Origin of the sequence: Pseudoclavibacter caeni (assembly GCF_008831125.1) — a bacterium.
GTDB lineage: Bacteria > Actinomycetota > Actinomycetes > Actinomycetales > Microbacteriaceae > Pseudoclavibacter_A > Pseudoclavibacter_A caeni.
Window position 1 is genome coordinate 12,028 of record NZ_WBKA01000005.1, and the last position, 23,710, is coordinate 35,737.

Here is a 23,710-nt window from a genome sequence, read left to right on the forward strand (position 1 = left end):
CCGGCGAATCGCATACGAGGGAATCCGTCAGCGTCTCACCCGGTTGCCTCGGCCCAACCGGTCAGTAGCCGGCCTGCTGATCGACGATGCCCTCCCACTCCATGGGGCGGCCCAGGTGCTCCTGCTTGAGGAACACCTTCGCGTTGTGGGTGATCCGGGCCGACAGCGGCCCCTCGGCCATCGCCCACGTGTTCGCGGTGTGCGGGGTGATGAGGATGTTGCCGGCCGTCCACAGCGGGTGGTCGTCGGGCAGCGGCTCCGGCTCGGTCACGTCGACGGCGGCGCCGGCGATCTGCCCGGTGCGCAGCGCGTGGTCCAGGGCATCCGTGTCGATGTGGGGGCCGCGGGCGATGTTCACCACGACGGCGTCGTCGGGCAGCGCGGCGAACTCCGCGGCGCCGAGCAGGTGGCGGGTGTCGCCGGTGAGCGCGGCGGCGAGGATGACCACGTCGAACGAGCCGAGGTCGGCGCGGAACGCGTCGACGTCGATGACGCGCTCGGCACCCTCGACGGGCTGCTGCCGTCGACGCACGACGGTGGTGCGGGTACGGAACGGCTGCAGCAGTCGCACGATGGCCCGGCCGATGCCGCCGGCGCCGACGACGGCGACGCGCAGGCCGAACAAGGAGCGGCCGGCCTGGCTGCTCCAGCTGGTGCGGCGGGCGAAGACGGGCAGCTGGCGCAGGGCGGCGAGGGTCAGCGCGAGGGCGTGCTCGGCGACCGGCTCGTCATAGGCACCCTTCGCGGAGGTGAACACGACGTCGTCGCGGCCGAACAGCGGGATGAACGCGTCGACGCCCGCGAACGGCAGCTGCACCCAGCGGATGCGCGGGTGGGCGTCGAGCACCTCGGCGAGGGCGTCCGGGGTCCTGGGATCGAGCCAGACGACGCCCGTGGTGGCCTCGGAGAGCGGCTGGGGCTGGACCCCGGCGGCCTCGACGGCCTTCACATAGGTGGGCAGGGGCTTGGGCAGCACGGCGATCGACAATGGGGCTCCTCTGGATCGGTCCGCCTCGTGCGAGGCGACCCCGGGGTGAGGCCCGTGGGACGTCCGGCGGCGCTGCGAGACGGCTGACGCGCCGACGGCCGTCGGCACGGGCGCTCAGGAGATCGTCTCCCGCAGGGCGCGGCGCTCCCGCTCCAGATCCACGAGCATCCGCTGGACGCCGCGGACCTGTTCGGGCGGCGCCACGCGCGCGCCACGCGACAGTCTACCGAGCAGCTCGCGGATGCGTTGATCGAGTCGGTCGATGACATACCGGGTGAGCACCTCGGTCGCCCAGGCCCTGGCCTCGTCGCCGGTGGTCACCGGCAGGTCGGCCACGCCGAGCTCCGCGGCGAGCGGTCGAAGCGGCTCCGGCAGTGCCTCGCTCACGCGCTCCAGCCGGTCGCGGGCCTCCTGGTAGCGCGGCACGGCGTACAGCGCCCGCAGCACCTCGCGCAGCCGCGGCTCGTTGACGGGCAGCTGCTCGACCCGCTCCCGCAGCTCCGCCGGCGGCAGGTCGGGCACCTGCAGCAGCACCTGGACGACCTGGACCTCCCGGCGGGCCTGCGGTGACCCGGCCGGCAGGTCCGCCAGGCGCACCGGCGGCTGCGGGGCGGGCGTCGGCGTGGCATCCCCGGGCGAGGCGAGCGAGCTGGCGGCAGCGGCGGCCGGGCCGGTGCCGGCGGGGCGGCCGTCCGACGGGACGACGTGCCGGGCGCGTGGCGCGGACCGGTCGGCAAGGGCGTCCTCGCGGGGACGCCTGCCCGCCTGGGTCACCGCCCGGGTCGCCTCGGCCGGATCGACCCCGACGAGACCGGCGAGCACGCGCGTGTACCCGGGGCGCAGCGCCTGGTCGCGGATGTCGGCGACGATGGGCGCCGCCTGGCGCAGCGCCTGCACGCGTCCCTCGACCGTGTCGAGGTCGAAGCGGGAGACGACCTGGCGCATCGCGAACTCGAACAGCGGCGTCTTCGCCTCGACCATCGAGCGCACCGCCTGGTCACCGCGCTCCTGGCGGAGGTCCGAGGGGTCGAGCCCGTCCGGGGCGATCGCGATGTACGTCTGGGCGACGAACCGGCGCTCCTCGGCGAACGCGCGCAGCGCGGCCTTCTGCCCCGCCGCGTCGGGGTCGAAGGTGAAGATCACCTCGGCCGGGCGGGAGGCGTCGTCGCCCAGGATGCGGCGGATGACCTCGATGTGTCCCGGCCCGAACGCGGTGCCGCAGGTGGCCACCGCGGTCTCCACACCGGCCATGTGACAGGCCATCACGTCCGTGTACCCCTCCACGACGACGACCTGGCGGCTGCGGGCGATCGCACGCTTGGCGAGGTCGAGTCCGTAGAGCACCCGGGCCTTGTGGTAGACGGCGGTCTCGGGCGTGTTGAGGTATTTCGGGCCCTCGTCATCCTCGTACAGGCGGCGGGCGCCGAACCCGATCGTGCGTCCGGTGACATCGACGATCGGCCACACCAGGCGCCCCCGGAACCGGTCGTAGGCGCCGCGTCGTCCGTGCGAGGCGAGCCCTGCGGCGACGAGCTCGTCGTCGGAGAACCCCCGGCCGCGCAGGTGATCGCGCAGGCCGTTCCAGCCGCGCGGCGCGTAGCCGACCCCGAACCGGGCCGCCGCGTCCGAGCCGAAGTGGCGGCGCAGCAGCTCCTCACGGGCGGGGCGCGCCTCGGAAGTGCCCATCTGGGCGGCGAACCAGTGGCGGGCGGCCTCGTTCGCCTCGAGGATGCGGGCCCGCTGCCCCTGCGCCTCGCGGTCCGGGCCGCCGTCCTCGTAGTGCAGCTGGTAACCGATGCGCCCGGCGAGCTGCTCGACGGCCTCGGCGAAGGTGACGTGCTCCATCTTCTGCAGGAACGTGAACACGTCGCCGCCCTCGCCGCAGCCGAAGCAGTGGTAGTAGCCGAGCTGCGGGCGCACGTGGAACGAGGGGGTGCGCTCGTCGTGGAACGGGCACAGGCCCTTCAGCGAGCCGATGCCGGCCGACTTGAGGGTCACGTACTGCCCGACGATCTCGGCGATGTCGGTGCGGGAGCGGATCGCGTCGATGTCTGCGCGCGTGATCCGTCCGGCCATGGCGTCCAGTGTAGGCGGCGGCGCCGGGCGGCGCCGGACGCCGCCGTGCCGCCCGGCATGCCGGGGCTGGCGCCGGGGGGCTTCGGATGCTGGCAGGGCGTCACCGGGGTCTGGCAGACTGTCGGCCATGACCGCCCCCGCCAGCACCCCCGCCACAGGCTCGTCCGCCGAGCCCTTCGACCCCGCCCGCCACCTGCCCGACGACCTGCTCGCCCGCATCCACGACCGGGCCGCCGTCGTCGACCGCGAGAACCGCTTCGTCACCGACGACCTCGCCGACCTGCGCCGGGCCGGCTACCTCGACATCCTGGTGCCCGAGCCGGACGGCGGGGTGCGGTTCACCGGCACCAAGATCTTCACGACTCTCTCCCCCGCCTTCACCCGGCTCGGCGTGCTCGGCCTCGACACGACGAGTCCGGATGCGCCGTGCATCGTCCACGCGTTCCTTGATGGTGACGATCCGGGCATCCACCGCGACGAGCACTGGGATGTGCTCGGCATCCGCGGCACGTACAGCCGCACCACACGGCTCGCGGGCGCCAGAGCCCGTCCGGAGCGGGTGCTGCGCCGCCTGCCGCCGGGGCCGAGCATGGACCCGTACGTGTTCGGCATCTTCGCGAGCTTCGAGCTGCTGCTCGCGAGCGTGTACCTGGGGCTCGCCGAGCGGACCCTCGAGCTCGGCGTGGCGGCGGCGCACTCCCGACGCTCGAAGCGCACCGGCCAGCCGCTGGCCGACGACCCGGCCATCCGGTGGCGTGTGGCCGAGGCGGGGCTGCAGCTAGACGGCGTGCGCCCCCAGCTCGCCGCGCTCGCCTGCGACGTCGACCGGGACGCGCCTCATGGCGCCCGGTGGTTCACCCTGCTGTCCGGCGCGAAGATGCGGGCCACGCAGGTGACCCGCGGCGTCGTCGAGGAGATGATGCACGTCTGCGGCGGCGCGGCGTTCGACAACCGCAGCGAGATGGCGCGCCTGTACCGGGAGGTGCTCGCCGGGCTCTTCCACCCGTCCAACGACGAGAGCGCGCACGCGACCGCGGCCACGGCGCTGCTCGGCCCGATCGGCGGGTGACCCGGCTCAGGCCCCGGCGACGATCCGCTTGTGCCAGGCCCCGGCGGAGACGTCGGTGAGCGTCGCCACCTGGTCGACGATCACCCGCCGTCGCTGCCGGTCGTCCGCGGCGTCCGCCCACCACTCGCGGAAGGCGGGCTCGAGGTGGGTGTCACCGCTCGCCCACAGCGCGTCGAGCAGCTCGGCGAGCAGCTCCCGCTGTCGCTCGTAGTACGGCTGCAGGGTGTCGGCGGACATGATGAACATGCCCACGATCCCCTTCAGCAGCGTGATCTCGGCCGCGGTGTCCTCCGGCAGCACGACGTCAGCCCGGTAGCGCAGCAGGTCGCCGTCGCCGTGGGCGGCGCGGGTCGCCTCGGTCACCGACCGGCAGAACCGGCCGATCAGCTCGCTGGTGAGGTCCTTGAGCCGGGCGAGATGCTCCCGGGTCTCGCTCCAGGCGTCCAACCACAGCGGCATGGCCTGCAGGCGGGCGAGGGCCTCGTGCAGGGCGTCGGGGGCGATGCGGGTGCCCGTCCACACGATGACCCCGCGGATGACGCCGTCGAGTGATGCGGGGTCGCCGAGCACCGCCGGGTCGACGTAGCGCTCGACGATGCCGTCCTCGAAGTCGTGCACGGAGTAGGCGATATCGTCGGAGAGGTCCATCACCTGCGCCTCGATGCAGCGTCGGTCGGCCGGGGCACCCTCGCGCACCCACTCGAATGCGGGCAGGTCATCCTCGTACACGCCGTACTTGAGCGGGCCGCCGGTGGCGTCGGCGCGCCGCACACCCTCGGCGAGCCCCCACGGGTACTTCGCGGTGGCGTCGAGCGTCGCCCGGGTGAGGTTGAGCCCGTAGCTGGTGCCGGCCACCATCCGCTTCGTCTCGAGCCGGGTGAGCAGTCGGAACGTCTGCGCGTTGCCCTCGAACCCGCCGATGTGCACGGCCCACTCGGCGAGGGCCATCTCCCCGTTGTGGCCGAAGGGCGGGTGGCCGAAGTCATGGGCGAGGCAGGCGCTGTCGACGAGGTTCGGGTCGAGGCCCAGCGAGCGGCCGAGCTCGCGACCCACCTGGGCGACCTCCAGGGAGTGGGTGAGGCGGTTGCGCACGAAGTCGATGCCGGCCGTCGGCGAGAACACGGCGGTCTTCGCCGACAGACGGCGCAGCGCCGAGGAGTGGATGATGCGGCCGCGGTCGCGCTCGAAGTCGCCGCGGCGGCTGATGTGCGTCTCCGGGCTCAGCCGCTCCCGGTCGAACGGCGTGTAGCCGTGGAGTGCGGAGGCATGGGTCATGCGGTGCTCTCCTATCCTCCGCTCACGTCGAGCTCGGCCTCGAGGAGGTCGGCCCGCTGAGCGGGATCGAGGGTGTCCGAGTCGAGCCAGTGCTCCGGCAGGTGCGGACGCTTCGGGGTGCCGGCGCGACCGCGCGGCCCCTCGGCGTCCCGACCGGGGTAGCCGACCGTCGGGTCGAGCCGGCCGACTAGGTCCTCCAGCTCGGCGAGGCTCGACACCATCGCCATGCGATGGCGCAGCTCCCCGCCGACCGGGTAGCCCTTGAAATACCAGGCGACGTGCTTGCGCACGTCGCGGCAGCCGTGCAGCTCGTCGTCGTAGAAGTCGACGAGCAGGCGGGCGTGGCGCAGCAGGATCTCCCCCACCTCGCGCAGGCTCGGCTGCGCCGGCTGATAGGCGTACGCGGGCCGGGTCGGGTCAGCCTCGTACTGCGCGAACGCCTGCTCGAGATCCTGGAACAGCCAGGGGCGGCCGAGGCAGCCACGTCCGACGACGACACCGTCGACACCGGTGGCGCGCACCATTCGGATCGCGTCCTCGGCCGACCAGATGTCACCGTTGCCGAGCACCGTCACATCGGGCAGCAGCTCGCGCAGCCGGGCGATCGCCGACCAGTCCGCGTGCCCGGAGTAGTGCTGGGCGGCGGTGCGGCCGTGCAGGGCGACGGCGGAGACCCCGGCGTCACGGGCGGTCTTCGCCGCCCGCTCGAAGGTGAGGTGGTTGGCGTCGATGCCGGTGCGCATCTTGATCGTCACCGGCAGCGGGCCCGCGGCGCGGACGGCGGTGCGCACGATCGCCTCGAACAGGTCGCGCTTCCATGGCAGGGCTGCCCCGCCACCCTTCCGGGTCACCTTGGGCACCGGGCAGCCGAAGTTCAGGTCGATGTGGTCGGCGAGATCCTCGGCGACGATCATCCGCACCGCCTCCCCCACCGTGTGCGGGTCAACGCCGTACAGCTGCACGGAGCGCGGATGCTCGTCGGGGTCGAAGGTGATCAGCCGCATCGTCTCCGGCCGCCGCTCGACGAGGGCCCGGGTCGTGATCATCTCGCACATGTAGATGCCGCGGCCGTGCTCGCGGGCCAGGTGGCGGAACGCGCGGTTGGTGATCCCGGCCATCGGGGCGAGCTCGACGGGCGTGTCGACGTGGATCGATCCGATGTCGAGGCCGTGGGCGGCCGGCGCGTCCGTGCGATCGGCCGGGCGTGTCCGCATGGCGTCGGAGGGACGCGCCCGGCGGGTTTCGCCGGTCGGGCGCGGCGTGGGGACGGTGGTCATCGCAGCTCCTCGGGGGCGGACGTAGCGACCGGGGTGGCATCCCAGACCGGGACCGGCGCGGCGGCCGGATTGTATCGGTTGGGCAGCCGACAGCGGGCCGCGGCGGCGCGCACCCACCACAGGTAGGCGCCGCAGAGGACGAGCTCCTGGAACAGGAGCACCGGCGAGTCCGCCCCGCCGGAGACGGTGTCGTCACCGGTCAGGCCCGTCGCGGAGACCAGGAACGAGATCAGGTTGTTGACCACGTGCAGGGCGATGCCCGCCTCGAGCCCGCCGGTGCGCACGGCGAGCACCACGGTCGTGATCGCGAACACGATGATGCTCGCCTGCCCCCACCAGCCGTAGCCGTGCCCCATGGTGAACAGCACGATGGAGGGGATCGCGGCGACCCACGCGGGACGCACCCAGCCGCCCATGGTCTGCAGCAACAGGCCGCGGAAGACGAACTCCTCGGTGGCGGCCTGCAGTGGCACGAGCAAGAGGATCACGACGACCGACACCCCGTAGACCGGCCAGCCGACCCAGCCGGAGGCGGTGGTGGCGGACGTGGTCACGGCGACGTCGCCGGCGACGAGCGCGCCGACCGCGTCGAACGCGGTGAACAGCGCCTGCGTGCCGACGAACACCGCCACGGCGGGCCACAGGCACCACAGCAGCCATCGCCGGCGCAGCCGGAACTCGACGGAGAGCACGTGCCGCCAGGGGCGCATCCCGGTGATGAGCATCGCCAGCAGCACCGCCGGGGCCATCAGGATCACCGAGCCGAGCAGCACGGCGAGGGTCATCGGATCCGTCACCTGCATGGTCGTCAGAGCATCCGCCCAGGCGAGCAGGCCGGTCGTCGAGGTGCGCAGCGCGATCACCGCGCCGAGCACCGCGAACACGATGATGGTGAACACCACGTACAGCACGGTGGCGAGGCCGACCGTGAGCAGCGGACGCCACCACCGGTACCGGGGCAACGTGCGCTGCAGGCGGTGGAACTCGAGCGGTTCCGGCCGCACCCACTCCCAGTGCCAGCCCAATGGCTGCGTCACGCTCACGCTCCGATCAGGTGCTGGGCGAGCTGCCCCTCGACCTCGTCGAGCGGGATGCGCTGCTGCTGCATCGAGTCGCGCTCGCGCACGGTGACGGCGTGGTCGTCGAGGCTGTCGAAGTCGACGGTGATCGCGAACGGGGTGCCGATCTCGTCCTGGCGACGGTAGCGGCGGCCGATCGCGCCGGCGTCGTCGAACTGCACGTTCCAGTGCCGGCGCAACCGGTCGGCGAGCTCGCGCGCCATCGGCGAGAGCCGCTCGTTGCGCGACAGCGGGAGCACGGCGACCTTCACCGGGGCCAGCCGGGGGTCGAGGTGCAGCACGGTGCGCCGGTCGGTGCCGCCCTTGGCGTTGGGCACCTCCTCCTCGTCGTACGCGTCGACGAGGAACGCCATGAGCGAGCGAGTCAGCCCGAACGACGGCTCGATCACGTACGGGATGTACCGCTCGCCGCTGCGCTGGTCGAAGTAGCTGAGATCCTCGCCGCTGGCCTCCGTGTGGCTGCGCAGGTCGTAGTCGGTGCGGTTGGCGATGCCCATCAGCTCGCCCCAGGGGTTCCCCTCGAAGCCGAAGCGGTACTCGACGTCGATCGTGCCCGCCGAGTAGTGCGCCCGGTCGTCCTCGGGCACGTCGTAGCGGCGCAGGTTCTCCTCGTGCAGGCCGAGGTCGAGGAACCAGGCCCAGGCGTCCTCGACCCACTGGCGGAACGCGGCGTCGGCGTCCTCGGGACGCACGAAGTACTCGATCTCCATCTGCTCGAACTCACGGGTGCGGAAGATGAAGTTGCCGGGGGTGATCTCGTTGCGGAACGCCTTGCCGATCTGGCCGATGCCGAACGGGGGGCGACGCCGGGCTGCCTGCACCACATGCGCGAAGTTAATGAAGATGCCCTGGGCGGTCTCCGGGCGCAGGTAGTGCAGCCCCGCCTCGTTGTCGACCGGGCCGAGATACGTCTTCATCAGGCCGGAGAACTGCTGCGGCTCGGTCCAGGCGCCGGGCTCGCCCGTCTCGGGGTCGTTGACGTCGGCCAGGCCGTTGACCGGCGGGTGCCCGTGCTTCGCGGTGTACGCCTCGATGAGGTGGTCGGCGCGGTAGCGTTTGTGGGTGTGCAGCGACTCGACGAGCGGGTCGGTGAAGGTGGCCACGTGCCCGGAGGCCTCCCAGACCCTCGTCGGCAGGATCACCGACGAGTCGAGGCCCACCATGTCGGCGCGGCCGCGCACGAAGTGATCCCACCACTGGCGTTTGATGTTCTCCTTGAGCTCCGCGCCGAGGGGGCCGTAGTCCCACGCCGACCGCGTGCCGCCGTAGATGTCCCCGGAGGGGAAGACGAACCCCCGGCGCTTGGCCAGGGAGATGACCGCATCGAGACGGGATTGCTTGGACACACGAACTCCTGATGAGTGGGATGGAACGGACTGGCGCCGCGGGGCGCCGTGACCCAGTCTAGCCGGCCACGGGCGGTGCGGCCGGGCGATCCACCGCCCCGCCGAAACGGCGATCGCGGTGGGCGTACTCGAGCACCGCGTCCCACAGATCGGCCCGACGGAAGTCCGGCCACAGCGTGTCCTGGAAGACGAGCTCCGCGTACGCCGACTGCCACAGCAGGAAGTTCGAGAGCCGCTGCTCCCCCGACGGGCGCAGGAACAGGTCGACGTCGGGCACCGGCCAGGTGGACAGGTGGCGGGCGAGCGTCCGCTCGGTGATGCCGCGCGGATGCAGCCGGCCGTCGGCGACCTGCTGGGCGATCTCGCGCACGGCGTCGACGATCTCGGCCCGCCCGCCGTAGTTGACGCACATGGTGAGGTCCATCACGGTGTTGTGCCGGGTCAGCTCCTCGGCGGCCTCGAGATCCTTGATCACGCTGCGCCACAGGCGGGGGCGCCGGCCGGCCCACCGCACGCGCACGCCCCAGGCGTGCAGCTGGTCGCGCCGGCGGTGCAGCACCTCGCGATTGAAGCCCATCAGGAAGCGCACCTCCTCCGGCGAGCGTTTCCAGTTCTCGGTCGAGAACGCGTAGACGGAGAGATGTCGGATGCCGATCTGGATCGCGCCGGCGACCACGTCGAGCAGGGCGGTCTCGCCGGCTCGGTGCCCCTCGGTGCGCTTGAGTCCCCGGCTGTTCGCCCATCGGCCGTTGCCATCCATGACGATGGCGACGTGCCGGGGCAGGAAGCGCTCGGGGACGTGCGGCGGCCGTCCGCCGGCGTAGTCGAGCGGCAGCAGCGCCGCGGGGGCGTCGGCGTCCTGGCCGGTGGTCGCGCGGGGAGACGGAGCGGATGTGGAGGAAGCGGTGGACACGGGGCGATTCTACGGCAGGCCGGGCCCGGCCGGCCTCGGGGTCGGTTGCCCGGGGCCGGTGCAGCCCATCCGGGGTCAGGAACGGTCGTCTGGCGCCACGTGTGGCAGGGAGCGGACCCGACGCTCGAGATGATGCTGCGTGTAGCCGGCGACGATCTCGTGCGCCCGGCGGCGTGCCCGGCCGTCCTCGGGGACCGTGCCGTCGACGAGCGTCCACACGCCGCTGAGCAGGCCGACGAGCGTGCCGAGCGTGCGTCGGTCGACCTCGAGGCTGCCGCGGGGCGCGCATGCCTCGCAGACGATGCCGCCGGCAGACGAGGCGAACAGGTGGTGCGGACCGGGACGCCCGCAACGAGCGCAGTCGCCGAACGACGGCGCCCATCCGGACAGGGCCAGCGCCCGCAGCAGATACGCGTCAGCGGTGGCGACCGGGTCATGCTCGCCGCGGGCGAGGGAGCCGATGGCCGCGACGGTCAGCCGGTACAGGGCGGGGTTCGGGGTGGGTGCGCTCAGTCGCTCCGCGGTCTCGAGGATGACGGCGCCGGCCGTGTAGCGATGGTAGTCGCGGGCGAGCCACGCCCCGTACGGGGCGAGGGTGACCGCCTGGGTCACGGTGTCCAGACTGCGGCCCTCATAGCACTGTAGGTCGACGACCGTGAACGGCTCCAGCCGGGCCCCGAACCGGGAGGTGGTGCGGCGCACGCCCTTCGCGACGGCGGCGACACGACCCCGCCCCCGGGTCAGCATCGTGATGATGCGGTCGGCCTCGCCCAGATCATGGGTGTGGAGGACGACCGCATCATCACGGTAGAGCGGCACGCTCGGTCAGACCTGCACCGGCTCGGCGACCGGGGTGTGGGCCAGGGCGTCCTCCGCCTCGTCGCGGCGCTCGTTGCGGATCGCCCGGTTCACGGCCGAGACGACGGCCTTGAGCGCGGCCGTGGAGCTGTCGGCATCGATGCCGACACCCCACAGGCGCTCGCCGTCCACCGTCGCCTCGACGTACGCGGCGGCCGTCGCGTCCCGACCGGAGGTCATCGCGTGCTCCTTGTAGTCCTCGATCTGCACGTCGACGCCGGCCGCCCGCAGACTGTTGACGAACGCGTCGATCGGGCCGTTGCCGAGCGAGGTGATCTCGCGCACCTCGTCATCGCGGCGCAGCGTGACGTCGATGTGCATCTCGCCGGTCATCTCGGAGCTGGTGTGCAGGCGCAGCAGCTCGTAGCGGCCCCACTTGCGGCCCTGGTCGTCGGCGGGCAGGTACTCGTCGGAGAACATCTCCCAGATCTGCCCGCTGGTGACCTCGCCGCCCTCGGCGTCGGTGCGGTGCTGCACGATGTGCTGGAACTCGATCTGCAGGCGCTTGGGTAGGTCCAGCTGGTGGTCGGCCTTCAGCAGGTAGGCGACGCCACCCTTGCCGGACTGGGAGTTGACCCGGATGATCGCCTCGTAGTCGCGGCCGATGTCCTTCGGGTCGATCGGCAGGTACGGCACGGCCCACGGGATGTCGTTGAAGGCCTTCCCCCGCGCCCCGGCTTCGGCGCGCATGCGCTCCATGCCCTTCTTGATCGCGTCCTGGTGCGAGCCGGAGAACGCGGTGAAGACGAGGTCGCCGCCGTAGGGCGCCCGCTCATGGACGTTGATCTGGTTGCAGTACTCGACCACCCGGCGGATGTGCGGGATGTCCGACATGTCCAGCTGGGGGTCGACGCCCTGCGTGAACAGGTTCAGCGCCAGCGTGACCAGGTCGACGTTGCCGGTGCGCTCGCCGTTGCCGAACAGACAGCCCTCGATGCGGTCGGCACCGGCCAGGAAGCCCAGCTCGGCGGTGGCCACGCCGGTGCCCCGGTCGTTGTGCGGGTGCAGGGAGATGATGACCGAGTCGCGGCGGTCCAGGTGCCGGCCCATCCACTCGATCGAGTCGGCGTAGACGTTCGGGGAGATCATCTCCACCGTCGACGGCAGGTTGATGATGATCGGCCGCTCGGGGGTGGGATCGATCTCGGCGATGACCCGGTTGCAGATCTCCGCGGCGAACTCCAGCTCCGTGCCGGTGTACGACTCGGGCGAGTACTCGTAGGTGATCTGGGTGTCCGGGATGTCGCCCTCCAGCCGCTTGCACAGGCGCGCCGCCTGCACGGCGATGTCGACGATACCGGGCTTGTCCTTGTGGAAGACGACGTCGCGCTGCAGGATCGAGGTCGAGTTGTAGAAGTGCACGATCGCGTGCTTCGCCCCGCGCAGGGCCTCGTACGTGCGGTGCACCAGGTGCTCGCGGGCCTGGGTCAGCACCTGGATGGTCACGTCGTCCGGGATCGCGTCGTCCTCGATCAGTGACCGGACGAAGTCGAAGTCCGTCTGGCTGGCGGAGGGGAAGCCGACCTCGATCTCCTTGAAGCCCATCTCGACGAGCATGTCGAACATGACGCGCTTGCGGTGGGGGTCCATCGGGTCGATCAGCGCCTGGTTGCCGTCACGCAGATCGACGGCGCACCATCGGGGCGCGTGGGTGAAGTGCTGGTCAGGCCAGGTGCGATCAGGCAGCTCGACCGTGAACTGTTCGTGATACGGGATGTACTTGTGGAACGGCATGCCGCTGGGTTGCTGGGTGTTGCGCATGATCTTCAGATCCTTCTTCTCACCGGCTGTCGGCCGGGTCGCTCTCCCGAGACCATGACGAGACTCCGCGGCGAGGAAGGTCTCAGATCGAAGCTAAGACTCGCCGCGGCGGCTAAGAAGGAGCTGTACCGTCTGCACGGGAACAAGCATAGCACACCGGTCCGGATCCAGGGGTCTGCGCTGGAAGCCACTCGTGGCGCGGGGAACCGCTCCGTCCCGGCCCCGGTGCGGTGATGGTCGGGGCGGCGACGCGGCCCGGGTCAGAACCCGAGCCGGTCGAGCAGCTTCGGGGAGCTCTGCCACTCGCGAGCGACCTTCACCCGCAGATCGAGGTGGACGCGTCCGCCGACCAGCCGTTCGATCTCGCGCCGCGCGGCTGTGCCGTACCGGCGCAGGCTCTGCCCGCCCCGGCCGATCACGATGCCCTTCTGCGAGTCGCGCTCGACGTACACGCTCGCGTACACCCGGGCGATCGGGCGCTCGGCGCACTCCTCGGGCGGGGTGATCTCGTCGACGACGACCGCGAGCGAGTGCGGCAGCTCGTCGTGCAGGTCCTCCAGCATCGCCTCGCGGACGAGCTCGGCACAGCGGGTCGCCAGATCGTCGTCGGTGGTCGTGCGGCTCTCGTAGAGCTGGGGCGAGGCGGGCAGCTGGCGGATCAGCTCGTCGCGCACGTCGTCCACCTGGTCGCCCGACACGGCCGAGACGGGCACGATCACATCCCAGTCGGCCAGCGCGTCCACCTCGACGAGCCGGGCGGGCAGCCGGCCGCGGGCGACGCGGTCGGTCTTCGTCACCAGGGCGACGTGGCGGGCGCGGGGATGCCGGAACGCCTGGGCGACGATGCGACGGTCACCGGGGCCGGTCGGCTCGTCTGCGGGCAGACACACGGCGATCACGTCGACGCCGTCGAGCTCGGCCTCGACCACGTCGTTGAGCCGCTGGCCGAGCAGGGTGCGCGGGCGATGGAGCCCGGGTGTGTCGACGATGACGATCTGGCCGGACGCGGTGGTCAGGATGCCGCGGATCGCCCGCCTGGTGGTCTCGGGCCGGGAGCTCGTGATCGCGATCTTCTCCCCCACCAGCGCGTTCATCAGTGTGCTCTTGCCGGCGTTGGGGCGGCCAACGACGGCGACGAAGCCGGCGCGGAACGGGGTGCCGCCGGCGGAACCGGAGCCGTCGGTCACGGGTCCGGCGTGGGCCACGGGCTCCTCGGGCTGCGGGGCCTCGCCATGGCCGACCTCGGGGGCCGGGGTGGCGTCGGCCGGTTTCGTCGGGCGCGCGGTGCTCCGTTCAGGCTGCGTGCGGTCGCTCATCGGCGGGTCTCCTTCGGCGGGGCGGTGGTGGTCTGGTCTGGGCGCGACGACGGGGGATGCGGCTGGCCGGGGCGCGCCGCGGCGTCGTCCCCGGCCGGTGCGTCCGGCCGCGGGGCCCGCTCGGCCACGAGGGCGAGCAGGCGGCGGCTGCGGGGGTCGACGCGGGCGGCGGTGAGGAGGAGTCCGTCCGCCCGCGCGCCCTCGCCGGGCTGCGGCAGGTGGCCGAGCGCCTTGGTCAGCAGCCCGCCGGCGGTGTCGACCTCGTCCTCGTCGATGTCGATGTCGAACAGCGAGCCGAGCTCGTCAATGCCGAGTCGCGCTGCGACCCGGTAGCGTCCCTCGGCGAGCCGGGTGTACGCGGCGCCGCCGCGATCGTGCTCGTCGCTGATCTCACCGACGAGCTCCTCGATGACGTCCTCGAGGGTGACGAGCCCGGCCACCGACCCGTACTCGTCGATGACGATCCACAGATGGCGGTGGGTGCGCTGCATCAGGGTCAGCAGGTCGTCGATCGGCTTCGACTCGGGAACCAGGTTCGGGCGCCGGGCGAGCGAGGCGACGGGATCGTCACGGTCGAGGCGACCGGGCCGGAACAGGGCGGCGGCGACGTCTCGCAGGTACACGACGCCGACGATGTCATCGGTGTCTGTGTCGCGCAGCGGGAGCCGGGAGTACCCGCTCTCGAGCAGCACGCGCATGGCATCCTCGAGGGAGGCGTCGGTCGGGACCGTGCGCATGTCGGTGCGGGGCACCATGATCGAGCGCACCAGCGTGTCGCCGAACTCGACGACCTGATGGATGAGCTCCCGTTCACCCTGCTCGAGCACGTCCTGCTCGACAGCCTTGTCCACGAGGTGCAGCAGCCGGGTCTCCTCCCGATCGTCCTCCTCGTCGAGCGCCCGTCGACGCCGGAGTGGCGCGGAGAGAGACACAGCGACGGGCCCGATGACACGTCGGCTGATCGCGATGAGGCGGGCTGTCGCGGAGAGCGTCCGCTCGGGATGGTCGCGGCCGATGCCGCGCGGGGAGACGCCCACGAGCACGTAGGAGGCGAGGGTCATCGCGATGATCGCGACGATGAGGACGAGGCCGAGCGAGGGCAGCAGCCGTCCGCAGGCGACGGTGACGAGCACCGCTGCCGCAGTCTCGGAGAGCACGCGCAGGAACCCGGCGGTGCTCGCATGCTCGACCGGCTCGTCTGCGATGCGGGCGAGGGCGCGCCGGCGACGGGGCCGGGGCTCCGGCAGCATGCGTATCTCCGCGGTGGGCAGCGTCACGATCGCCGCCTCGGCCGCGGCGAACAGTCCGCCCAGCCCGACGAGCAGGACGGCGATGGCGAGGAGCAGCGCGCTCATCGGCCCGGGGCGCGATCCTGCTGCAGGAACGCGGTCAGGATCTCATTCTGCAGGCCGAACATCTCGCGGCGCTCGTCCTCCTCGGCATGATCGAAGCCGAGCAGGTGCAGCAGCCCGTGTGTGACGAGCAGCAGCATCTCCTCCTCGGCGGAGTGCCCCGCCTGCTCCGCCTGCCGCGCGGCGACCTCGGGACACACGACGATGTCGCCCAGGATGCCCGGCGGGGTCGGCCGGTCGGCGCTGCCGGGGCGCAGCTCGTCCATGGGGAAGCTCAGCACGTCGGTGGGCCCCGGCTCGTCGAGCCAGCGCACGTGCAGCCGCTCCATGGCCGGCACCTCCACGAAGATGAGCGACAGCTCGGCGTCGGGGTGCACGTGCAGCTGGTCGAGCGCATGGGTGATGAGCCGCCGGAAGCGGTCCTCGTCGACCTGCTCCCCCGACTCGTTCAGGATCTCCACGCTCATGCCGTCCACTCCTCTCGCCGGCGCCCGGGCCGGTCGTCCGCGCCTCCGCGCGGGATCGTGTCCTCCGCTCCCGCCGCGTCATCGCGCCGCGCGTCTCGCGCGTCGTACGCCTCGATGATCGCGCTGACCAGACCATGGCGCACGACGTCGTCGCTCGTCAGCCGGATCAGGGCGATGTCGGCGACGTCGGCGAGCACCTGGACCGCGTCGGCGAGCCCGCTGCGATGCCCCGGCAGGTCGACCTGGCTGGCGTCGCCGGTGACGACCATGCGCGAGCCGAAGCCGAGCCGGGTGAGGAACATCTTCATCTGCTCGGGCGTGGTGTTCTGCGCCTCGTCGAGGATGATGAACGCGCTGTTGAGCGTGCGGCCGCGCATGTACGCCAGGGGCGCGACCTCGATGACCCCGAGCCGGGTGAGCTGCTCGACGGTCTCCGGGCTCATCATCTCGGCCAGGGCGTCGTGCAGCGGCCGCAGATACGGGTCGATCTTCTCGGCGAGCCCGCCCGGCAGGAAGCCGAGCCGCTCCCCCGCCTCCACGGCGGGCCGGGTGAGGACGATGCGGTCGACCTCGCCCGCCTGCAGTGCCTGGACGGCCTTCGCCATCGCCAGGTAGGTCTTGCCGGTGCCGGCCGGGCCGAGCCCGAAGGTGATCACGCTCTCGTCGATCGCGTCGACGTAGCGACGCTGCCCGGGAGTCTTCGGCCGCACGGCCCGGGTGCCCGCGCCCACGATGACGCCGCCGAGCGCCGGCTCGGCCATGGCGCGCAGCGCGCGGTCGACGACGGTCGCCGTGACCGGCTCGGTCGCGGCCTCGCGGTCGAGCATGGCGATGAGCTCCGCCGCCGCGGCACGCTGCTCAGCCGGACCGGTCACCCGCACGCGTTCGCGGTCGACGACGAAGCGGAGGGCCGGCCACTGCTGCTCGAGTCGACGCAGGTGCCGGTCGGCCGGGCCGAACACCCGGACGGCGGAGGTGCGCAGCGGCACCTCGGTGGCCCGGGCGTCCGCGTGGTCGGAGGCGAGGTCGGGGCGGTCAGGCAAGCTTGCCCTCGTCGAGAGTCGGCCCGGAGAGCACGTGCGCGTGCACGTGGAACACCGACTGGCCGGCCTCCTCGCCGGTGTTGAACACGAGACGGAACTGGCCGTCTCCCTGCTCGCGCGCGACCTGTGCGGCGAGCCTGACGACCTTGGCGAGCAGCTCGGGGTCGTCGGCGAGCTCCACGACGTTCCGGTACGCGGTCGTCTTGGGAATGACCAGGGCGTGCAGCTCCGCCTGGGGCTGGATGTCGCGGATCGCGATCAGGTCGTCGGTCTCGGCGAGCACCTCGCTGGGCAGCTCGCGGTCGATGATCCTCGTGAAGACGTTCGGGGTGTCAGCGCTCATGCGTACAACTCTACTCGGCCCGCCCGCCGCGCCCCGCCGCGTCCCGGCGCGTCCACCGGCCCAGCCTGGCGCTCAGCACCGCGATCGCCGCGAGGCCGGCGCTCGAGGTGCGCAGGACGGTGGGGCCCAGACGGACGCCCCGTGCTCCGGCCGCGCGCAGGCGGGCGAGCTCGTCCGGGGCGATGCCGCCCTCGGGCCCGACGATGACGGCGATCTCGTCGACGTCCGCGGGCAGCGGCAGCTCGGCCAGGGAGGCCTGGGCCTCCGGGTCGAGCACGAGGGCGAGGGCGAGGCGGCCACGGCCGGTCACCGCGTCGACGAGCCCCACGGTGGTGTGCAGGGGGCACACCGCCGGCACCCGGGGGCGCAGGGACTGCTTGCTCGCCTCCCGGGCGATGCTCGCCCAGCGCTGCCGGCCGGTCTCGCGTTTGTGGTCGCGCCACACGGACACGCAGCGGGAGGCCTGCCACGGCACGATCGCGTCCACGCCGGCCTCGGTGCAGGACTGCACGGCCAGCTCGTCGCGACCGCCCTTGCCGAGCGCCTGGACGAGCACGAGCCCGGGGCGGGGCGCCCGCGCCCGGCGTCGCCCGGTGACCCGCACCGTGACCCGGTCGCGGTCAGCGGTGACGATCTCGCCGTCCAGCGCGAGCCCGGCGCCGTCGGCGAGGGTGATCGCCTCGCCGGGGCCGAGCCGACGGACGATCGCCGCGTGGCGGGCCTCCGTACCGCTGAACGCGACCGTGTCGCCGATGGACGCCTGCCAGGCGGCCGCCGTCAGCTCGGGCAGATACAGCGGCATCAGCCGCGGCCCATGAACCGGTCGCGGAATCGCTGGAAGCCGGTTCGGCCGGCGTTGGCGAGCCGGGGGGCCTCATCGCCCCGGGAGTCGGCGAGCCTCTTGACGAGGCGGCGCTGCTCGGCGGTGAGCCTCGTGGGCGTCTGGACGCGCACGGTGACCCGCAGGTCGCCGCGGGCGTCACGGTGCAGCCGGGTGACGCCGTGGCCTCGCAGCGTGATCACGTCACCGCTCTGCGTGCCCGGGCGCACCTCGATGGGCAGCGGGCCGTCGAAGGTCTCGATCTCGGTCTCGACGCCGAGGATCGCGTCGGTCATGGACACGTCCAGAGTCGCCAGCAGCGCGTCGCCGTCGCGGGTGAACGTCTCGTCGGACTGGACGTTGACCTCCAGGTACAGGTCGCCGCGCGGTCCACCGCCCGGCCCGACCTCGCCGCGGCCGGCGAGGTGCAGCCGCACGCCGTTGTCGATGCCGGCGGGCACAGGCACGTCGAGGGACTCACGCGTGCGCACCCGGCCCTGACCGGCGCAGTCTGGGCACGGCTGCGGGATGGTCGTGCCGTACCCCTTGCAGATCGGGCAGGCCGTCTCGGTGAGCACGTTGCCGAGCAGCGAGCGAACGGTCTGCTGCACGTAGCCCTGGCCGTGGCAGTACTCGCAGGTCTCCGGATGCGACCCCGGCGCCGCGCCGGAGCCGTCACAGGTCTCGCAGCGCTTGGCGGTGTCGAGCTCGACCGTCTTGGTCGCGCCGAAGACGACATCGCGGAGGGTCACCTGCAGGCGCACCAGGGCGTCGTCGCCGCGTTGGGCGCGCGGCTTGGGCTCGCGGCGGGAGCGACCCTGGCCGCCGCCGAAGAAGGCGTCGAAGATGTCACCGAACCCGAAGGCGCCGTCGCCGGTGTCGCCGCGGTCGTACTGGGCCCGCTTCGTCTCGTCCGAGAGCACCTCGTAGGCCAGGGTGACCTGCTTGAACTGCTCGGCCGCGGCGGGGTCGGGGTTCACGTCCGGGTGAAGCCGCCGGGCGAGGCGACGGTACGCCTTCTTGATCTCATCCTGGCTCGCGTCGTGCGAGACCCCCAGGGTCTCATAGTGGTCGGTCATTCCGCTCCATCTCCCGTCCGGTCCATGTTCAGCGCAGCACCTTCGACAGGTAGCCCGCCACCGCGTGCACGGCGGCGATGTTCGCCCGGTAGTCCATCCGGGTGGGGCCGAGCACGCCGAGTCGGCCCACCTCGCGGTCGCCGGGGCCGTATCCCCCGGAGACCACCGCGGTCTCCTCGAGCACCCGGTCGTCGTTCTCGCGGCCGATGCGCACCGAGACGGCGCTGCCGTCATGGCTCATCTCGCCGAGCAGCCGGATGAGGGTCACCTGCTCCTCGATCGCCTCGAGCACGGGCACGAGCGTGTGGTCGAAGTCGGCCTCGGTGCGCAGCAGGTTGCCGGTGCCCGCGATGAGCAGCCGCTCGCTGCGCGAGCCCTGCACGCACAGACGCACACCGGCGAGCAGCCGCTCGGCGAGATCGCGGTCGCCGGGGGCGACGTGCGCGAGGACGGCGTCCGCATGGCCCTCGAACCCCTCCAGCTCGGTGCCGACGAGCTCGTCGCCGAGCCCCCGGCGCACGCGGATGATCGCCTCCCGCGCGGTGCTGAGGGTCTGCCCCGCGGGAAGGGCGACCGGGTGCTGCGCGATCATCCCCCGGCTCGTGATGAGCACGACGAGCAGGCGCTCGTCCTCGAGGTCGACGATGTCGACCCGCCGGATGCGGGAGTGCGAGAAGGTCGGGTAGCGCACGAGGGCAAGCTGGTTCGTCAGCTGCGCGAGCAGGCGGACGGTCTTCTCGATCAGCTGGTCGAGGTCGTCCTCGCCCGGGCGCAGGAAGCGCTCGATCGCGCGGCGCTGCGGGGCGGAGATGCCCCGCAGCCGGGTGAGGTTGTCGACGAACACCCGGTAGCCCTTCTCGGTCGGCACACGGCCGGCCGATGGGTGCGGCGCGGCGATGAGCTGCTCCTCCTCGAGCGCCGCCATGTCGTTGCGGATCGTCGCCGCCGACACGGAGAAGTCGTGCCGGGCGACGATGCCCGCGGAGCCCACCGGCTCACGGGTGGCGACATAGTCGTTGACGATGGCCTGGAGCACCGCGAGGCCTCGTGCCGTGGCCATGGTCACCTCCTGGGTCGCGGCGTCGTCGCGCCGCCTCGTCTCGAGTCGTCTGGCACTCGTCGGTGCCGAGTGCTAATCATATCGCGTCCCGGCCGTCCCGTCAGGCGAGCAGCTCGCCCACCACGCGATCGGCGAGCAGCCGCCCGTGCAGGGTGAGCACGGCCCGGCCGCCCGCGAGTCGAACGGGGTCGAGCAGGCCGTCGCCGACGAGCAGCGGGAGGCGATCGCGGCGCTCCGGGGCGATGTCGGCCACGGCGATCCCCTCGCGCAGACGGGAGCGCAGCATCACGAGCTCTTCGTAGCGGGCCTTGGCGTCGAGCGTCTCCCGGCCCGCCGCGGGGACCTCCCCCGCCCGCACCCGGGCGGCCCAGGCCGCCGGATGCCGCGCGTTCCACCAGCGCTCGTCGCCGACATGGCTGTGCGCGCCGGGGCCCACGCCCCACCAGTCGTCGTCGAGCCAGTAGTGCAGGTTGTGCCGGCAGCGCTGCGCGGGCGTGCGCGCCCAGTTGCTCAGCTCGTACCACCGCATCCCCGCCCGGTCCAGCCGGGCGTCGAGCCACTCGTACTTGTCGGCGGTGAGATCATCGTCGGGCTCAGCGATCTCGCCGTGGCGGATGCGCCGGGCGAGCGCGGTGCCCGGCTCGACGATGAGCGCGTACGCGGAGAGATGGTCCGGCTGCAGCGCGAGCGCGGCCTCGACCGAGGTGCGCCAGTCTGCCATCGACTCGCCGGGAGTGCCGTAGATCAGGTCGAGCGAGACGGCGAGGCCGGCCTGCCTGGCCCAGGCGACGACCTGCGGGATGCGCTCGGGGCGGTGCCGGCGATCGAGCGTCGCGAGGACGTGCGGCACCGCCGACTGCATGCCGAAGGACACGCGGGTCACCCCGGCGGCGGCGAGGCCCGCGAGCGCCGCGGCGTCCACGGTCTCAGGGTTCGCCTCGACGGTGATCTCGCAGCCCGGCACGAGCCCCCACACGGAGCGGACGTGCTCGATCACCCGGGCGAGGTCGGCGACGGGCAGCATCGTGGGAGTGCCCCCGCCGAAGAACACGGTATCGACCGCGTCCGGGGCGCGTCCGCGTCCGGCCAGGTCGCGGGCGGCCAGGTCGATCTCGGCGCACGCGACGCCCGCCCACTCGGCGCGGCCGAACCCGCGCAGCTGCTCGCCCGTGTAGGTGTTGAAGTCGCAGTACCCGCAGCGCGCCCGGCAGAAGGGCACGTGGACATAGACGCTGAAGGTCACCGCCGGCGGTCCGACTTCCCGCCCTGGTCGCCGCTGTCGCTGGTGATCGCGGCGATGAAGGCGTCCTGTGGCACCTCGACGCGGCCGATGGACTTCATCCGCTTCTTGCCCTCCTTCTGCTTCTCGAGCAGCTTGCGCTTGCGGCTGATGTCACCGCCGTAGCACTTGGCGAGCACGTCCTTGCGCAGTGCCCGGATCGTCTCGCGGGAGATGATGCGCGCGCCGATCGCGGCCTGGACGGGCACCTCGAACTGCTGGCGCGGGATGAGCTCCTTGAGCCGCTTCGTCATCCGGGTGCCGTACGCGTAGGCGGCGTCGCGGTGCACGATCGCGCTGAACGCGTCCACCCGCTCGCCCTGCAGCAGGATGTCGACGCGGACGAGATCGGCGCTCTGGGTGCCCGCGGCCTCGTAGTCGAGGGAGGCGTACCCCTGGGTGCGGCTCTTCAGCTGGTCGAAGAAGTCGAAGACGATCTCGCCCAGCGGCATGACGTAGTGCAGCTCGACGCGCTCCTCGCTGAGGTACTCCATCCCCTCCATGCGGCCGCGGCGGCTCTGGCACAGCTCCATGATCGCCCCGACGTACGTCTTGGGCGCGAGGATGGTCGCCCGCACGATCGGCTCCTGCACGTCGACGACCTTGCCGTCAGGGAACTCGCTCGGGTTCGTCACCCGCACGGTGCGGCCATCCTCGCCGGTGACGTCGTAGATCACACTCGGGGCGGTGGCGATGAGGTCGAGGCCGAACTCGCGGCGCAGCCGCTCGGTGATGATCTCCAGGTGCAGCAGGCCGAGGAACCCGCAGCGGAAGCCGAAGCCGAGCGCCACCGAGGTCTCGGGCTCGTAGACGAGCGCGGCATCCTCGAGCTTAAGCCGGTCGAGAGCCTCGCGCAGCTCCGGGTAGTCACTCGCGTCGAGCGGGTACAAGCCTGAGAAGACCATGGGCTTCGCCTCGTCGTAGCCGGGCAGCGGCTCGGCGGCGGGGGTCGCGTGGTCGGTGACGGTGTCGCCGACCTTGGACTGGCGGACGTCCTTGACCCCGGTGATGAGGTAGCCGACCTCGCCGACGCCGAGGCCCGCGGTAGGCTGCGGCTCGGGCGAGCTCACGCCGATCTCGAGCACCTCGTGGGAGGCCCGGGTGCTCATCATCTGCACCCGCTCGCGCGGGGCGAGCCGGCCGTCGACCATGCGCACGTAGGTGACGACGCCGCGGTAGGCGTCGTAGACGGAGTCGAAGATGAGCGCGCGGGGCGGGGCATCGGGATCGCCCCGCGGGGCGGGCACCCGCTCGACGATCGCGTCGAGCAGCTCGGCGACGCCCTCGCCGGTCTTGCCGGAGACACGCAGCACGTCGTCGGGGCTGCCGCCGATCAGGTCGGCGAGCTCGCGGGCGAAGCGGTCGGGGTCGGCGCTCGGCAGGTCGATCTTGTTGAGCACCGGGATGATGACCAGGTCGTGCTCGAGGGCGAGGTACAGGTTTGCCAGCGTCTGCGCCTCGATGCCCTGGGCGGCATCGACGAGCAGCACGGCGCCCTCGCAGGCGGCGAGGGAGCGGGAGACCTCGTAGGTGAAGTCGACGTGGCCGGGGGTGTCGATCATGTCGAGCGCGTACGGCTCGCCGCCGCTCGCCCAGGCCATCCGCACCGCCTGGCTCTTGATCGTGATGCCGCGTTCGCGCTCGATGTCCATGCGATCGAGGTACTGGGCGCGCATGTCGCGCTCGGCGACGCTGCCGGTGAGCTGCAGCATTCGATCGGCGAGCGTCGACTTGCCGTGATCGATGTGGGCAATGATGCAGAAGTTGCGGATGCGGGCGGGATCGGTCGCGGCGGGCGTGATCAGCTGCGCCTGCTCCTCGGTCACTCTCGGCACGCGTTCCTCCCTGCGGGTCTGGCTCGATGGACGCTCGATATGCAGAAGGCCCGCACGAGGGCGGGCCTTCGACGGTGGACGGGCCGACTCAGAGCGAGTTGACCTGCTTGGCGAGCTTCGACTTGCGGTTGGCGGCCGTGTTCTTGTGGAGCACGCCCTTCGTCACCGCCTTGTCGAGCTTCTTCGAGACGAGCAGGAGCGCGGCCTGGGCCTTCTCGCGGTCACCGGCGACGACGGCCTCGCGGGTGCGACGGGCGAGCGTGCGCAGCTCGCTCTTCACGGCGCGGTTGCGCTCGGTGCGCCTGGCGTTGGTGAGGATGCGCTTCTTCTGGGACTTGATGTTCGCCACTGTCGTCTTTCTGTCAGTCTTCGATGCGCCCGGCCGGATGGTCTCGGGCGGATCACACCTCGCGGTGTGCAGGCCAAGAGCCGATGCTAGCAGCTGGGTGCGGTCGCCTCAAGCCGAGCCACCCG

At 72.1% G+C, this 23,710-nt stretch carries 21 protein-coding genes; 1 reads left to right on the plus strand and 20 read right to left on the minus strand.

Features of this window, described 5'->3' with window-relative positions; genetic code table 11:
* Positions 1 to 61: 61 nt before the first annotated feature.
* Positions 62 to 988, minus strand: a complete 927-nt coding sequence (locus F8O02_RS06870) for an NAD(P)-dependent oxidoreductase (protein WP_218859583.1) — start codon at positions 986 to 988, stop codon at positions 62 to 64.
* 114 nt (positions 989 to 1,102) lie between these two features.
* Complete coding sequence (gene dnaG / locus F8O02_RS06875; protein WP_158036516.1) at positions 1,103 to 3,064, minus strand: DNA primase; 1,962 nt, start codon at positions 3,062 to 3,064, stop codon at positions 1,103 to 1,105.
* Between the two features lie 127 nt (positions 3,065 to 3,191).
* On the opposite strand from dnaG, the gene F8O02_RS06880 reads away from it, so the two are divergent.
* Complete coding sequence (locus F8O02_RS06880; protein WP_158036517.1) at positions 3,192 to 4,133, plus strand: acyl-CoA dehydrogenase family protein; 942 nt, start codon at positions 3,192 to 3,194, stop codon at positions 4,131 to 4,133.
* Positions 4,134 to 4,139: 6 nt separating this feature from the next.
* Here F8O02_RS06880 and F8O02_RS06885 read toward each other — a convergent pair whose 3' ends face one another.
* The 18 genes from F8O02_RS06885 to rpsT form a co-directional block, all read right to left on the minus strand.
* Positions 4,140 to 5,408: a deoxyguanosinetriphosphate triphosphohydrolase gene (locus tag F8O02_RS06885; RefSeq protein ID WP_158036518.1), complete on the minus strand. Its 1,269-nt coding sequence runs from the start codon at positions 5,406 to 5,408 to the stop codon at positions 4,140 to 4,142.
* Between the two features lie 11 nt (positions 5,409 to 5,419).
* The gene (gene dusB / locus F8O02_RS06890) at positions 5,420 to 6,622 is read right to left on the minus strand and encodes a tRNA dihydrouridine synthase DusB (RefSeq protein WP_158036616.1); all 1,203 of its coding nucleotides are present in this window, start codon (positions 6,620 to 6,622) and stop codon (positions 5,420 to 5,422) included.
* A 59-nt stretch (positions 6,623 to 6,681) separates the two neighbouring features.
* Positions 6,682 to 7,722, minus strand: a complete 1,041-nt coding sequence (locus tag F8O02_RS06895; RefSeq protein ID WP_158036519.1) for a CPBP family intramembrane glutamic endopeptidase — start codon at positions 7,720 to 7,722, stop codon at positions 6,682 to 6,684.
* 2 nt (positions 7,723 to 7,724) lie between these two features.
* Entirely contained in the window at positions 7,725 to 9,110 is a 1,386-nt protein-coding gene (locus tag F8O02_RS06900) for a glycine--tRNA ligase (protein WP_158036520.1), read from the minus strand.
* A gap of 58 nt (positions 9,111 to 9,168) precedes the next feature.
* Positions 9,169 to 9,948, minus strand: coding sequence for an isoprenyl transferase (locus tag F8O02_RS06905; RefSeq protein ID WP_158036617.1), 780 nt, complete (start codon positions 9,946 to 9,948; stop codon positions 9,169 to 9,171).
* A gap of 150 nt (positions 9,949 to 10,098) precedes the next feature.
* A complete protein-coding gene (recO, locus tag F8O02_RS06910) occupies positions 10,099 to 10,842 on the minus strand; it encodes a DNA repair protein RecO (RefSeq protein WP_158036521.1) in 744 nt (247 codons plus the stop codon).
* A 6-nt stretch (positions 10,843 to 10,848) separates the two neighbouring features.
* On the minus strand, positions 10,849 to 12,642 hold the full coding sequence (leuA, locus tag F8O02_RS06915) for a 2-isopropylmalate synthase (protein ID WP_158036522.1): 1,794 nt from the start codon (positions 12,640 to 12,642) through the stop codon (positions 10,849 to 10,851).
* A gap of 260 nt (positions 12,643 to 12,902) precedes the next feature.
* The gene (gene era, locus F8O02_RS06920; protein WP_158036523.1) at positions 12,903 to 13,958 is read right to left on the minus strand and encodes a GTPase Era; all 1,056 of its coding nucleotides are present in this window, start codon (positions 13,956 to 13,958) and stop codon (positions 12,903 to 12,905) included.
* Positions 13,955 to 15,313, minus strand: a complete 1,359-nt coding sequence (locus F8O02_RS06925; RefSeq protein WP_158036524.1) for a hemolysin family protein — start codon at positions 15,311 to 15,313, stop codon at positions 13,955 to 13,957. Before F8O02_RS06925 ends, era begins: the two co-directional genes overlap by 4 nt.
* Positions 15,310 to 15,777 carry an rRNA maturation RNase YbeY gene (gene ybeY / locus F8O02_RS06930; protein ID WP_158036525.1) on the minus strand — a complete coding sequence of 156 codons (468 nt, stop codon included), beginning with the start codon at positions 15,775 to 15,777 and terminating at the stop codon, positions 15,310 to 15,312. The genes F8O02_RS06925 and ybeY overlap by 4 nt, the downstream gene beginning before the upstream one ends.
* Positions 15,774 to 16,820 carry a PhoH family protein gene (locus tag F8O02_RS06935; RefSeq protein WP_158036526.1) on the minus strand — a complete coding sequence of 349 codons (1,047 nt, stop codon included), beginning with the start codon at positions 16,818 to 16,820 and terminating at the stop codon, positions 15,774 to 15,776. The genes ybeY and F8O02_RS06935 overlap by 4 nt, the downstream gene beginning before the upstream one ends.
* Entirely contained in the window at positions 16,813 to 17,163 is a 351-nt protein-coding gene (locus tag F8O02_RS06940) for an HIT domain-containing protein (RefSeq protein ID WP_158036527.1), read from the minus strand. The genes F8O02_RS06935 and F8O02_RS06940 overlap by 8 nt, the downstream gene beginning before the upstream one ends.
* 10 nt (positions 17,164 to 17,173) lie before the next feature.
* A complete protein-coding gene (locus F8O02_RS06945; RefSeq protein WP_158036528.1) occupies positions 17,174 to 17,965 on the minus strand; it encodes a 16S rRNA (uracil(1498)-N(3))-methyltransferase in 792 nt (263 codons plus the stop codon).
* Positions 17,965 to 19,062, minus strand: coding sequence for a molecular chaperone DnaJ (dnaJ, locus tag F8O02_RS06950; RefSeq protein WP_158036529.1), 1,098 nt, complete (start codon positions 19,060 to 19,062; stop codon positions 17,965 to 17,967). The genes F8O02_RS06945 and dnaJ overlap by 1 nt, the downstream gene beginning before the upstream one ends.
* Before the next feature lie 28 nt (positions 19,063 to 19,090).
* A complete protein-coding gene (gene hrcA / locus F8O02_RS06955) occupies positions 19,091 to 20,122 on the minus strand; it encodes a heat-inducible transcriptional repressor HrcA (RefSeq protein WP_158036530.1) in 1,032 nt (343 codons plus the stop codon).
* A gap of 100 nt (positions 20,123 to 20,222) precedes the next feature.
* Complete coding sequence (gene hemW, locus F8O02_RS06960; RefSeq protein ID WP_158036531.1) at positions 20,223 to 21,365, minus strand: radical SAM family heme chaperone HemW; 1,143 nt, start codon at positions 21,363 to 21,365, stop codon at positions 20,223 to 20,225.
* The gene (lepA, locus tag F8O02_RS06965) at positions 21,362 to 23,227 is read right to left on the minus strand and encodes a translation elongation factor 4 (protein ID WP_158036618.1); all 1,866 of its coding nucleotides are present in this window, start codon (positions 23,225 to 23,227) and stop codon (positions 21,362 to 21,364) included. Before lepA ends, hemW begins: the two co-directional genes overlap by 4 nt.
* Positions 23,228 to 23,324: 97 nt before the next feature.
* Positions 23,325 to 23,585 (minus strand): 30S ribosomal protein S20, encoded by a 261-nt coding sequence (gene rpsT, locus F8O02_RS06970; RefSeq protein WP_158036532.1) that lies wholly within the window; start codon positions 23,583 to 23,585, stop codon positions 23,325 to 23,327.
* Positions 23,586 to 23,710: the final 125 nt, after the last annotated feature.